Origin of the sequence: Chitinophaga sp., from assembly GCF_035761305.1 — a bacterium.
In the GTDB taxonomy this organism is placed as follows: Bacteria; Bacteroidota; Bacteroidia; order Chitinophagales; family Chitinophagaceae; genus Chitinophaga.
Genome location: NZ_DASTRI010000151.1, coordinates 1 through 12,838, shown reverse-complemented (window position 1 = coordinate 12,838; position 12,838 = coordinate 1). Strand labels below are relative to the sequence as shown.

At 50.5% G+C, this 12,838-nt stretch carries 11 protein-coding genes; 8 read left to right on the top strand and 3 right to left on the bottom strand.

Features of this window, described 5'->3' with window-relative positions:
- Positions 1 to 141: 141 nt before the first annotated feature.
- The gene (locus VFS25_RS13120; RefSeq protein WP_326462605.1) at positions 142 to 723 is read right to left on the bottom strand and encodes a thymidine kinase; all 582 of its coding nucleotides are present in this window, start codon (positions 721 to 723) and stop codon (positions 142 to 144) included.
- A 94-nt stretch (positions 724 to 817) separates the two neighbouring features.
- Here VFS25_RS13120 and VFS25_RS13115 point away from each other — a divergent pair, with 94 nt between their 5' ends.
- Entirely contained in the window at positions 818 to 1,861 is a 1,044-nt protein-coding gene (locus VFS25_RS13115) for a hypothetical protein (protein WP_326462604.1), read from the top strand.
- Here the strand turns inward: VFS25_RS13115 and VFS25_RS13110 are convergent.
- Positions 1,831 to 3,135 (bottom strand): 3-deoxy-D-manno-octulosonic acid transferase, encoded by a 1,305-nt coding sequence (locus VFS25_RS13110; protein WP_326462603.1) that lies wholly within the window; start codon positions 3,133 to 3,135, stop codon positions 1,831 to 1,833. The genes VFS25_RS13115 and VFS25_RS13110 overlap by 31 nt on opposite strands.
- A gap of 214 nt (positions 3,136 to 3,349) precedes the next feature.
- Between VFS25_RS13110 and VFS25_RS13105 the strand changes: the two genes are divergently transcribed.
- From VFS25_RS13105 to rfbD, 6 genes are read left to right on the top strand one after another with little or no spacing between them, the layout of a single operon-like run.
- Positions 3,350 to 4,438 (top strand): DegT/DnrJ/EryC1/StrS family aminotransferase, encoded by a 1,089-nt coding sequence (locus tag VFS25_RS13105; protein WP_414647731.1) that lies wholly within the window; start codon positions 3,350 to 3,352, stop codon positions 4,436 to 4,438.
- Positions 4,439 to 4,444: 6 nt separating this feature from the next.
- Positions 4,445 to 5,758 (top strand): UDP-glucose/GDP-mannose dehydrogenase family protein, encoded by a 1,314-nt coding sequence (locus VFS25_RS13100; protein WP_326462601.1) that lies wholly within the window; start codon positions 4,445 to 4,447, stop codon positions 5,756 to 5,758.
- Positions 5,759 to 5,785: 27 nt separating this feature from the next.
- A complete protein-coding gene (locus VFS25_RS13095; protein ID WP_326462600.1) occupies positions 5,786 to 6,730 on the top strand; it encodes a UDP-glucuronic acid decarboxylase family protein in 945 nt (314 codons plus the stop codon).
- Between the two features lie 37 nt (positions 6,731 to 6,767).
- Positions 6,768 to 7,823, top strand: coding sequence for a dTDP-glucose 4,6-dehydratase (gene rfbB, locus VFS25_RS13090; RefSeq protein WP_326462599.1), 1,056 nt, complete (start codon positions 6,768 to 6,770; stop codon positions 7,821 to 7,823).
- 11 nt (positions 7,824 to 7,834) lie between these two features.
- Positions 7,835 to 8,395: a dTDP-4-dehydrorhamnose 3,5-epimerase gene (gene rfbC / locus VFS25_RS13085; RefSeq protein WP_326462598.1), complete on the top strand. Its 561-nt coding sequence runs from the start codon at positions 7,835 to 7,837 to the stop codon at positions 8,393 to 8,395.
- A gap of 5 nt (positions 8,396 to 8,400) precedes the next feature.
- On the top strand, positions 8,401 to 9,276 hold the full coding sequence (gene rfbD / locus VFS25_RS13080) for a dTDP-4-dehydrorhamnose reductase (protein ID WP_326462597.1): 876 nt from the start codon (positions 8,401 to 8,403) through the stop codon (positions 9,274 to 9,276).
- A gap of 121 nt (positions 9,277 to 9,397) precedes the next feature.
- Here the strand turns inward: rfbD and hscA are convergent, their stop codons facing one another.
- On the bottom strand, positions 9,398 to 11,242 hold the full coding sequence (gene hscA, locus VFS25_RS13075) for a Fe-S protein assembly chaperone HscA (RefSeq protein ID WP_326462596.1): 1,845 nt from the start codon (positions 11,240 to 11,242) through the stop codon (positions 9,398 to 9,400).
- A gap of 149 nt (positions 11,243 to 11,391) precedes the next feature.
- Between hscA and tyrS the strand changes: the two genes are divergently transcribed.
- On the top strand, positions 11,392 to 12,675 hold the full coding sequence (gene tyrS / locus VFS25_RS13070) for a tyrosine--tRNA ligase (RefSeq protein WP_326462595.1): 1,284 nt from the start codon (positions 11,392 to 11,394) through the stop codon (positions 12,673 to 12,675).
- The last annotated feature ends 163 nt before the right edge of the window (positions 12,676 to 12,838 follow it).

Below are 12,838 nucleotides of genomic sequence, written 5' to 3'. Positions count from 1 at the left end.
ATTATTTGTTGAGCATCTGCATATCTATCCTACCATTTCAAAAGTGTTTACTACGTTCTTTGTAGTGTGCTTCAGCTATCTTACACAAAAGAAATTCACCTTTAAAGTGAAGCCTGAAAAGTTAAATTTATTCTAAAATTTTCAGCGGCCCGGCTGCCGATCTTCATAGTAACAATTCCGGCAGCGGGGTTCATAGGCCTCTTGTTCGCCTAGCAGCACGGTGGCCTTGCTGGCGGTTTTGCGGTAGGAGTAGCTGGCAATATTGCCGCATTTAACACAAATGGCATGCAGCTTTGTAATATAATCGGCCTTGGCCAGTAAGGCCGGCATGGTGCCAAAGGGGCGGCCCAGGTAGTCCATATCCAGGCCGGCTACAATTACGCGTATGCCGCGCAGCGCCAGCTCATCGCAAACGTACGGCAGCTCTGCATCAAAGAACTGGGCTTCGTCAATCCCCACCACATCCACCTCCTGCGCTAACAGCAATATCTGCTGCGAGTTGTCAATGGGTGTGGATAAAACTTTATTCTCATCGTGCGATACAATATGCTGCTCATCGTACCGCACATCTATTCCCGGCTTAAATATCTCCATCCGCAAATTAGCTATCCTGGCCCGTTTGAGCCGCCTTATCAGCTCTTCCGTTTTACCGGAGAACATGGAGCCGCAGATCACCTCAATCCATCCTCTACGTTCTCCCGCAAGGGAAGGTTCAATAAACATATTATACCTGTTTAGATTAGCAAAATGTCTGAAAAACGCTAACTTTATGCAAATAAAATAAATTCTCTCACAACGCGTTTAAAACAATTAAGGCATGGAAAAGATCAATGCATTAATTGACAAATTACAGGAGCTGAAGCGCTCCAACGCAGACCTGCAGTCTATCTCGTACTATGTACAACTGCTGCAGGCCGAAATTTCACATGCCCGTACCTGGCAAAAAACACAAGCGCAACAATCCTCCGGTAATATTGCAGTAATTATGCCTTCCCCGGCACAAACCATTACCATTACGGGTCCTGCTTTTGTCGCCACTCACGTTAACGGGCATACGAATCCAGAAAATAAAACCTATAATAATAGCACCGCTGCAGCTGTACCGGAAAAAACGCCGGCGCCTGAACCACTGGTACCGCAACCGGTTGAAAGTACGCTGCAGCCGGCCGCCGCTGTTGAAACCACCGCCTATACACCTAAACCTGCAGCGCCTGCACATTCCGCGCCCGTGGTAACGCTGGTGGAACCGCTGGGACCTGCCACCGCGGAAGCGCATGAGCAGATACCGGCATACCAGCCCGCAGCCTATGCGGCCAGCCCGGCAACACCTGCACAACCTTCAGATGCGCCTGTGGTAAAACCGGTTGAACCGCCCCGGCCTCTTGCTGCAGCTACATTTCAGCCAACGCCTGAAACGGCAGATACCCGGGCTTACCAGCCCAGGCCTGCCCCGCAGCCGGTAACCGCCACCTTATTTGAGGTGGAGCCCACCGCGCCGGCCAAGAAAGTCAAAGACAGCTCGCTGCGTAAAGAAATCAACGAGCTGGCGGCGCAGGTGACGCCCTCCCTGAACGAAAAGCTGAAACAAAGCAAATCCGAAATCGGGGAACGCCTGGGCGATATGCCGGTGAAAGACCTGCGCCAGGCCATTGGCATTAACGACAAGTTCCAGTTCATACAGGAATTGTTCCGCGGGGATGTGGATATGTATGAGCGCTCCGTTAAAACCATTAATGAGTTTCATACCCTGCAGGAAGCAGAGTACTGGATAGAAAGAGAGCTAAAGATACGCCAGGGGTGGCTGGATGATAACCGCGCCGTACGCCACTTTTACTCGCTGGTTAAGAAACGCTTTTCCTGAATATAGGCCAGTATTTTCCCGGTAGCCCCCCTGTTTTCCGACACATACCTGCCGGCAATGTAACCGGCCTGCGTGCACAATTCGTCATTGGTTAATAATGCTTCCATCTGCTGCGACAGCGCAGGTTCATGCGGCACTGTAAAAGCGCCGCCCAGGGCCACCAGCGCTACTGCCTCTGCATACTGCTCATACACAGGGCCAAATACCACGGGCTTGCCGTAGGTGGCCGGCTCCAGCACATTATGAATGCCGTTTTTATCAAAGCCGCCGCCCACATATGCCACACAGGCATAGCGGTACAGGGAGGAGAGCATGCCGATGTTGTCAATGATCAGCACCTTTCCGGGATGCTCAATATCCACATGCGGCCCGTCTTCCGGGTGGCTCACATGCGTGCCGGCCAGGTCGGAGTAACGAAGTGCGCCGGGAAACAGCTCCAGCAGGCGCATAATATGGCTTTCATGTATTTCATGCGGGGCTATTACCAGCCGGCGGTCCGACTCATAATGCCCTGCCCACCAGGCAGATAGCGCCGCTTCGTCACTTTCCCAGGTGCTGCCGGCTACTATGGTGTTCCGGTGCCCGGTGAACTGCTTTACCAGCGGCCGTTCCACAGCTTCGTGCTGTAAGGCCCATACACGGTCAAACCGCGTATCACCGGCCACAGTCACGTGGCTGATGCCTATTTGCTGCAGGCATTGCAGGGAAGCTTCATTTTGTACAAAAATGTATGTCAGCTGCTGCAGCAGCCGGCGGAAAAGGCCCCCGTACCATTTAAAAAAGGGCTGCTCCTTACGGAAAATACCGGAGATCAGGATGGCCGGCACCTGCCGCTGGTACAGGGTGTGCATAAAATGATACCAGAACTCATATTTAATAAAAATGGCCAGCTGCGGCTGCACAATATCCAGGAAAAGCCGGGCATTTTTGCGGGTGTCCAACGGTAAATAATATACGTAATCCACCTCTTTACAGTCTTTCTGCACCTGGTAGCCCGAAGGGGAAAAAAAGGTAAGCACCAGGCAGTATTCGGGGTACTGTTTCCGGAGCGCTTCCAGCAGGGGCCGGCCCTGCTCAAACTCGCCCAGGGAAGCGGCATGTATCCACACCACCGGTTTTTTTCCATTGGCTGCCAGGTCTTTCTGCATTTCAGACGCCCAGTTGCGGCGGCCCTGCAGCCATTCCGCTGCCTTGGTATTTCCGGTAGCAGCAGCTAACTTCACGCCTGTGTTGTACAGCGCAATGCCCAGGTTATAGAAGAAGGTTGAAAACATGCTCGTAAAATGATTGAATGATCTTGTTGTCAGCCGGTTAACGATATTACGGCGTATAGCCGCTTATCCTGCAAATATGCCGGCAATTTTTACAGGTAGCACAAAGATAATCGCCTTCCAATGCCAATTTTTGTAAATTTGCACACTTTAAAACAAATTAAAATACCTATTCCGCATGGTTCCTATTCAGATGGTAGATTTGAAACGCCAGTATTTGAAGATTAAACCGCAGGTGGATGCTGCCATACAGGAAGTGCTGGAAAGCGCCGCTTTTATAAACGGGGCGCCGGTACAACAGTTTTGCCAGGAACTGCAACAGTACCTCGATATTAAACATGTAATTCCCTGCGCCAACGGCACCGATGCGCTGCAAATAGCAATGATGGCCCTGGAATTGCAGCCGGGTGATGAGGTGATCACACCTTCTTTTACTTTTATAGCCACCGCAGAAGTAATTGCCCTGCTGCACCTGAAGCCCGTGTTTGTGGATGTAGATCCCAAAACCTTTTGCCTGGACCCTGCTGCAGTAGAAAAGGCTATTACACCTAAAACCAAGGCAATAGTGCCGGTGCACCTGTACGGCCAGGGCGCGGATATGGAACCACTAATGGCCATTGCGCAAAAACACAATATTCCTGTTATAGAAGATAATGCCCAGGCCATTGGCAGCCATTATACCTTTAAAAACGGTACTGTTAAAAAATTAGGCGCCATCGGCCAGATCGGCTGCACCTCTTTTTTCCCTTCCAAAAATCTGGGCTGCTACGGAGATGGGGGCGCGCTGTTCACCAATGATGATGCGCTGGCCGCTAAAATCCGCATGGTGGCCAACCATGGCCAATCGGCCCGTTACTACCACGATGTGGTTGGCGTTAACTCCCGCCTCGATACCCTGCAGGCAGTGGTGCTGCGCATTAAGCTGCAGCTGCTGGATGAATATGCCGCCGCCCGCCGCGCTGTGGCAGACGCCTATGATGCGGGGTTTGCCGGTATTCCGCAAATTACCACGCCTTACCGCGCACCTTACAGCCACCATGTGTATCACCAGTACACGCTTCAATTAAATGGCGCCAGCCGCGACGAGCTGCAAAAGCATTTGCAGGAGCGTAACGTACCGGCCATGATCTATTATCCCGTACCAGCCCACCGGCAAAAAATGTTTGCTGCATTTGGCGGCGCCGGCTTTCACCTGCCAGTTACGGACGATCTTACCACCAAAGTGATTTCCTTACCGATACATACCGAAATGGACCAGGATCAGCTGGACCATATTATTCAATCAGTTAAATCATTTTTAAAATAATCCCCAATGAGAATTACTGTTGTTGGCACCGGTTACGTAGGACTAGTTACCGGTACCTGTTTTGCGGAAACAGGGAACAATGTTACGTGTGTTGATATTGATGAGAATAAAGTAAAAAAGCTGTCATCCGGGCAAATCACCATTTATGAACCTGGCCTGGAAAAGCTGTTTGAGCGTAACCTTAAGGAAAACCGCCTGCACTTTACCACCAGCCTGGCTGATGGCATTAAAGACGCACAGGTTATTTTCCTGGCGTTGCCCACACCGCCCGGAGCCGATGGCGCAGCCGACCTTTCTTTTGTATTGAAAGTTGCGGAGCAGCTGGGCAAGCTGATGACCGACTACAAGGTGATTGTAGACAAAAGCACCGTACCTGTGGGCACTGCAGAAAAAGTACACACAGCCATTGCCCAAAACAGCAAGGTGGAATTTGACGTGGTATCTAACCCGGAATTTTTGCGGGAAGGCGTAGCAGTAGACGATTTCATGAAACCAGACCGCGTGGTGATAGGCACCACTTCTGAAAGGGCGCGTAAAATAATGGGCGACCTGTATGCGCCTTTTGTGCGCCAGGGCAACCCCATCCTGTTTATGGATGAAAGATCCGCGGAGCTGACCAAGTATGCGGCCAACTCTTTCCTGGCCACTAAAATATCTTTCATGAACGAAGTAGCGGTGCTGTGCGAAAAGCTGGGCGCCGATGTGGATATGGTACGCAGGGGTATTGGCAGCGATGACCGCATAGGCAAGCGTTTCCTTTTCCCCGGCATTGGCTACGGCGGCAGCTGCTTTCCCAAAGATGTACAGGCGCTGGTTCGCTCTTCAGAAGAAGTGAAGTACGATTTTAAGATACTGAACGCGGTGATGGATGTGAACGAAAAACAAAAGGTGTTCCTCATCCCCAAAATAAAAGCTTATTTTAAAGATGGTTTAAATGGCAAGCGTTTTGCATTGTGGGGCCTGGCATTTAAACCGAATACAGATGATATACGTGAGGCGCCTTCATTATATATTATTGATGCGCTGCTGAAGGAAGGCGCTGAAGTTTGCGTGTTTGACCCGGAGGCAATGTCTAATGTAAAGCAGGTGGTAGGTGATAAGGTCCGTTATGCGGAACACCAGTACGACTGCCTGGAAGGCGCTGATGCGCTGGTGATTGCCACGGAATGGAGCGTTTTCCGCACACCGGATTTTGACCAGATCAACAACATCCTTAAAAATAAGGTGATCTTTGACGGGCGCAATCTCTTTGATGTGCAGCGCATGCAGGAGCTCGGCTTCTACTATGAAAGCGTAGGCCGCGCAGTGTCAAGACCGTAAGAATGGTAAGATTTCAAAAAAACGTATATGAGCAAGAAAAGAGTTTTAATAACCGGCGCAGCCGGCTTCCTCGGCTCGCACCTGTGCGACCGGTTCATAAAAGAAGGTTACCATGTAATAGGTATGGATAACCTGCTTACCGGCAATATCAAAAATATTGAGCACCTGTTTCCCCTTGCAGACTTTGAGTACTATCATCACGATGTAACCAAGTTTGTACACGTACCCGGTAACCTTGACTATATATTACACTTTGCTTCCCCTGCCAGCCCTATCGACTACCTGAAAAAACCTATTCAAACATTAAAGGTAGGCTCCCTGGGCACCCATAACCTGCTGGGCCTGGCTAAGGAAAAGAAGGCGCGCATATTAGTGGCATCTACCTCCGAAGTATATGGCGACCCCGCCGTGCACCCGCAAACGGAGGAATACTGGGGCAATGTAAACCCGGTAGGCCCGCGCGGTGTGTATGACGAAGCCAAACGTTTTATGGAATCCATTACCATGGCATACCATAATTTCCACGGCGTGGAAACCCGCATTGTGCGTATTTTCAATACTTACGGTCCGCGTATGCGGCTGGATGACGGCCGCGCGCTGCCCGCCTTTATGAGCCAGGCGCTTACCGGGCAGGATCTGACCCTGTTTGGCGATGGTTCACAAACCCGCTCTTTCTGCTATGTAGATGACCTGGTGGATGGCATTTACCGCCTGCTGTTAAGTGATTACCACCTGCCCGTAAATATTGGCAACCCGGTGGAAATTACCCTGAAGCAGTTTGCAGAAGAAATTATTGCGCTTACCGGCACCAAGCAGAAAATTGTGTACATGCCATTGCCGAAAGACGATCCGAAGCAGCGCAAACCGGATATTACCAAGGCGCAGCAGCTATTGGGCTGGTCGCCCAAGGTAGACCGGCAGGAAGGGCTGAAGATAACATATGAATATTTTAAACAAGCACTGAATAAATAATTGCGAGTTATCAATTGATAATTCCCAAACTGTTGTTATGCAACGTACATTATTGATCACCGGCGGCGCTGGTTTTATCGGATCTCATGTAGTGCGGTTATTTGTTGACAAATATCCCGAATACAGGATCGTGAACCTGGATGCGCTCACCTATGCAGGCAACCTCGAAAACCTGGAAGATGTTAAGGATAAGCCCAACTATATTTTTGAAAAAGGCGATATTACAGATGAAGCCTTTATAGACAAGCTGTTTGTAACATACCAGTTTGACGGGGTTATTCACCTGGCTGCGGAAAGCCATGTAGACCGTTCTATTATGGACCCGCTGGCGTTCATTAAAACCAATGTGCTGGGTACCGCCGTGCTCCTGAACGCTGCCCGCAAATACTGGCAGGATAATGCCGAAGGCAGGCGGTTCTACCACGTATCAACAGATGAAGTATACGGCAGCCTGGGTGCGGAAGGCTTTTTCACGGAAGAAACGCCCTACGATCCGCGCTCGCCTTACTCTGCTTCCAAAGCCAGCTCCGACCACTTTGTGATGGCGTACTATCATACCTATCACTTACCGGTAATTATCAGCAACTGCTCCAATAACTACGGCTCGCACCACTTCCCGGAAAAGCTGATACCGCTGGCCATACATAATATTAAAAACAATAAGCCTGTGCCGGTATATGGTAAAGGCGAAAATGTGCGCGACTGGCTATGGGTAGACGACCATGCCCGCGCCATTGACACTATTTACCATAAAGGCCGCATTGGCGAAACCTATAACATTGGCGGGTTTAATGAGTGGAAGAACATTGATCTCATTAACCTGCTGTGCATGATCATGGACAAGAAGCTGGGCCGCGCGCCCGGCACTTCGGCGCAGCTGATCACCTTTGTAAAAGACCGCGCCGGCCATGACCTGCGCTATGCTATTGACGCCTCCAAGCTCAATAAAGAGCTGGGCTGGCAACCTTCCCTGCAGTTTGAGGAAGGTCTTGAAAAAACAGTGGACTGGTACCTGAACAATGAAGCCTGGCTGGAACATGTGACCAGCGGCGCTTACAAGGAATACTACGAGAATCAATATCAAAAGCGATAATCAGACATCGGATGCCATTTACGGAAACAGGAATACCAGATCTGCTGGTATACGAGCCCAGGGTTTTTGCCGACAGCCGGGGATATTTTTTTGAAAGCTATAATGCGCACACTTTTGAGCAGGAAGGACTGCGTTTTCCTTTTGTACAGGATAACCAGGCCCGCTCTACCTATGGAGTGCTGCGCGGCCTCCACTTTCAGCAGGAGCCTTATGCCCAAACCAAGCTGGTAAGGGCGCTGGAAGGCCGCATACTGGATGTGGTGGTGGATATTCGCAAAGGATCACCTACCTATGGTAAGGTGTTCACCATAGAGCTGAGCGCTGAAAATAAAAAGCAGCTGCTGGTGCCCAAAGGCTTTGCCCACGGCTATTCGGTGCTGAGTGAAACAGCAGAGGTCATGTACAAATGCGATAACTTTTACCATAAAGCCAGTGAGGGCGGAATCATTTACAATGACCCTGCCCTGAACATTAACTGGGGCTTTGACCTGGAGGACGCTATTGTATCTGAAAAAGACCTGGTGCTGCCTACGCTCGAAAACTGTACACATAACTTTGTTTATAATTCTTAGCGCACATGCAAAATATTCTGGTAACCGGCGCCAATGGTCAGCTGGGGCAGGCTATACAACTGATAGCCGGCAGCTACCCTGATTTTAATTTTATTTATACCGACTACCAGGAGCTGGATATTACCAGCTCCGCCGCCATAACCGGCTTTTTCTCCGGGCAGGCCATTCATGCCTGTATTAACTGTGCCGCCTATACGGCGGTTGATAAGGCAGAATCAGAGGAGGAAAAAGCTTTTAAGCTGAACTTTGAAGCGGCGCTGAACCTGGCGGAAGCCTGCCAGCAGCATAACGCGCAGCTGGTGCATATTTCAACGGATTATGTATTTGACGGTAAATATTACCGTCCTTATACCGAACAGGACGAACCTAACCCCCAGAGCATTTACGGCGCCTCCAAATTACGGGGCGAAGCGGCTGCCCTGGGCACCAACCCCGATACCATTGTAATACGTACCGCCTGGCTGTACTCGCAGTTTGGGGTGAACTTTGTAAAGCGCATGAAAGAGCTGATGCAGGAACGGCCCAGCCTGAACGTGGTATTTGACCAGGCAGGCACGCCTACCTACGCGGTAGACCTGGCCCGGGCCGTACTGCACATACTGCAGTACCGGCAGCAACACCCTGATGCGGCCATTGGCGGTGTGTACCATTACAGCAACGAAGGCGTTACCAGCTGGTACGATTTTGCCGTTACTATAAAAGAACTTACCGGCGCTGCCTGTGAGGTATTGCCCATTACAACCGATCAATACCCTACCCCTGCGCAGCGCCCGCCTTACAGTGTATTAAACAAGCAAAAGATCAAAGAAACCTTCGGCATACAGGTGCCTTACTGGAAAAACAGTTTAAAAGCGTGCCTGCAGCAGCTTAATGGAATGTAAAATATTAAATACTAAATGTAAAAGTAAAAGCTCAACTAACGTGCCGTACGCAGCTTCGCAGCATTTTACTTTTACATTTTACATTTTAGATTTATGATTTTACATTCTTTCTGATCAGCTCCTACTCTTCAATATGCTGCTGCATGCTTTCCCTGGCAGCTTTATCCATCAGCCGCTCTGCGTAAGGGGCCGATAGCTCATTCAGCACGGCCGCCTTATCTGCAATCAGCGTGCTGTCATTTGTGCCAATTACATCCTGCAAATCGTTCATTGCCTGGCGGGTGGTTTGCGCCTCTTCATCAGAAAGCAGGTCGGTGTTTTTTTCGAGGAAGGCGGCGGTTACGTCCAGCAGCTGCTGTGCGGCAGTTTGTATTTCCAGCGTTTGCCGGGTTTGCAGGTCTTCCTGTGCATGGCTGATGGACGTTTGCAGCATGCTTTTCACCTCACTTTCCTGCAGGCCGCGCTGCGGCTGTACCTGTATGCTTTGCGCCGCGCCGCTACGCAGCTCTGTGGCATTTACCGTTAATATGCCATCATCATCCAGTGAAAACGCAACCTGTATCTGTGCCACGCCGGCGTTCATTTCCGGAATACCGGTGAGGTCAAATGCCGCCAGCCGGCGGTTATCTTTTACCAGCTCACGCTCGCCCTGGTACACTGCTACCTTCATACTGGTTTGCCCATCCTGCTGGGTGGTATAGGTACGTACCGCGCTGGCGGGTATGCGCGTGTTACGCGGTATCAGCACATCCATGAGCCCACCCATTGTTTCTACTCCCAAAGAAAGCGGCGTTACCTCCTGCAGCTGCAGGGCGTTGCGGTTACCGGCCAGCATATCGGCCTGTATGGCGGCGCCCAGGGCTACCACCTCATCGGGGTGCAGTGAATCATCTGCCGGCTGCTCAAAAAAACCGCTCACCATTTTCTTTACCAGGGGCATACGCGTAGCGCCGCCCACCATCAGCACGGCATTAATATCTTTTACTGTAAGCTGCGCATCTGTTACAGTCTGCCGGCAGTTATCAATAGTTTTAGCTACCAGCGGCTGCAGCAGCTCCTCCAGCTGTCCGCGGGTAAGCTGCAGCTCATAATTATCCATGCGGGTATCAAAATATTCCTTCTCCGACAGCTGCTGCCTGGCTTCCACTGCCTTTAGCCGCAGTGACTGCGCCAGCCCCCTGTTACTGCCAAGGGCTTCCGGCTCAATCTCGTGCAGGTACGCCCAGTGCGCAACAATGGCCTGGTCCATATCATCGCCGCCCAGGGCGGTATCTCCGCTGGTAGCCAGCACTTTATATACGCCATTGGATATTTTCAGGATAGATATATCAAACGCACCGCCGCCCAGGTCATATACGGCAACTGTTTTTTCTTCATTAGCGCGCAGGCCTATGCCATACGCCAGCGCAGCAGCAGTGGGTTCATTAATAATACGCAAAACATCCAGTCCGGCCAGTTTGCCGGCATCGCGGGTGGCCTGGCGCTGTACGTCATTAAAACCTGCCGGTACAGTTATTACCGCCTTGCTCACCGGCATTTGCAAAATATATTCCGCCCGTTTTTTTAATGCGCTTAGCAGGTAGGCTGATAATTCAACCGGTGTAAACTGTTTATCACCCGCCTTCACTTTCAGCAGGTTGGACGTATTATCATCCTCCATTAGCCGGTAGGATAAAAATGCCGCCTGCTCCTGCACATCACTGTAAGACCGGCCCATGAGCCGCTTAATACTGTACACTGTTTGCTGCGGATGGCTTACCAGCGCAGCTTTTGCTTTATTACCGGTTATTACAATCTCTTCTTCTGTAAAGTATAAAACAGAAGGTACCAGGGCGCTGTTATTATATTCACGCAGTGTTACCGGCTGCCGGAAAGCAGGATGTACAATGGCTACCAGGCTGTTGGTGGTGCCGAGATCAATGCCTACAATCACTTCGGGTTGCTGCTGTTTGCTTGTTTGCGCCATAGTTTTAGGAGTTTAAGCAAGGTGAATAGTTACTATTAGCCTGAGCAGCAAACAACAGGCCAACCGCCATGCCAAGTTGCGGCGGCTGCAAACCGGGAAGGTAAACTGCCAACTATTTATTAGGTTTGCACAAATTTTCAACTTTACCGATGAACCTGATAGAAGAATTGCGTTGGAGAGGCATGTTGCAGGATATAATGCCTGGTACGGAGGAGCAGCTACAGAAAGAGATGACCACCGCCTACGTTGGCTTTGACCCAACAGCAGACTCCCTGCATATTGGCAGCCTGGTTCCCATACTGCTGCTGGTGCACCTGCAAAAGGCCGGGCATAAGCCCCTGGCGCTGGTGGGCGGCGCTACCGGCATGGTAGGCGACCCTTCCTTTAAAGCAGAAGAACGTAAAATGCTGGACCTGGAAACCCTGGCCCACAATCAAAAGTGCATTAAGGCGCAGCTGGAAAAATTCCTGGATTTTGACCCTTCCCGGCCCAATGCCGCCGAAATGGTAAATAACTACGACTGGTTTAAGGATATTTCTTTCCTGCATTTTATACGCGATGTAGGCAAGCACATATCTGTTAACTATATGATGGCCAAAGACTCTGTAAAGAAAAGGCTGGAGGGTGACAGCGGCATGTCTTTTACGGAGTTCAGCTACCAGCTCATCCAGGGGTACGATTTTTACCATTTGTACACCGCAAAGAACTGTAAACTGCAGATGGGCGGCTCTGACCAGTGGGGCAATATTGTAACCGGCACGGAGCTGGTGCGCCGCAAAGCCGGCGGCGAAGCCTTTGCCTTTACCTGCCCGCTGATAAAAAAGGCCGATGGCACCAAGTTTGGCAAAACAGAGCAGGGCAATGTTTGGCTGGACCCTGCCCGCACCTCTCCTTACCTGTTTTACCAGTTCTGGTTTAATACTTCCGATGAAGATGCAGAGAACTACATCCGCATTTTCACCTTCCTGGACCAGCCTACCGTAGCGGCATTGATAACCGAGCACCGGCAGGATCCGGGCCGCCGCCTGCTGCAGAAAAGGCTGGCGCAAGAGGTTACCATCTTTATACATGGTGAAAAAGAATATGAATTTGCCGTACAGGCTTCGGAGCTGCTGTTCCGCAATGATACGGCTGCTATTCTGCAATCACTTACAGAATCGCAGCTGCTGGAAATCATGGATGGCGTGCCGCAGGTAAATGTGTCGCGCGCCGACCTGGAAGCAGGCAAGGATATTATCAGCTTCCTGGCAGACAGCAATATTTTCCCCAGCAAAGGTGAGGCACGTAAAATGCTGCAGAATGGCGGCGTAAGCATCAACAAGAACAAAGTGGAAGGACTGGATTTTGTGGTAGACCAATCCCTGCTGCTGCGGGACCGGTACATTTTTGTGCAAAAGGGGAAACGTAATTACTACCTGGTAAAAGCTGTTTAAAAAGCAAAAGTAAAAAGGTAAAAATTGAGTAGGAAGGTAGCGATTAATTCGCTACCTGTCCCCTCCAGCCACCGTACATACGGACCCGTATACGGCGGCACATCAGAATAATACAGTTGGAAGGGTACTTAACTCTTTGAGAGATAGGTACCCTTCTCTTTTT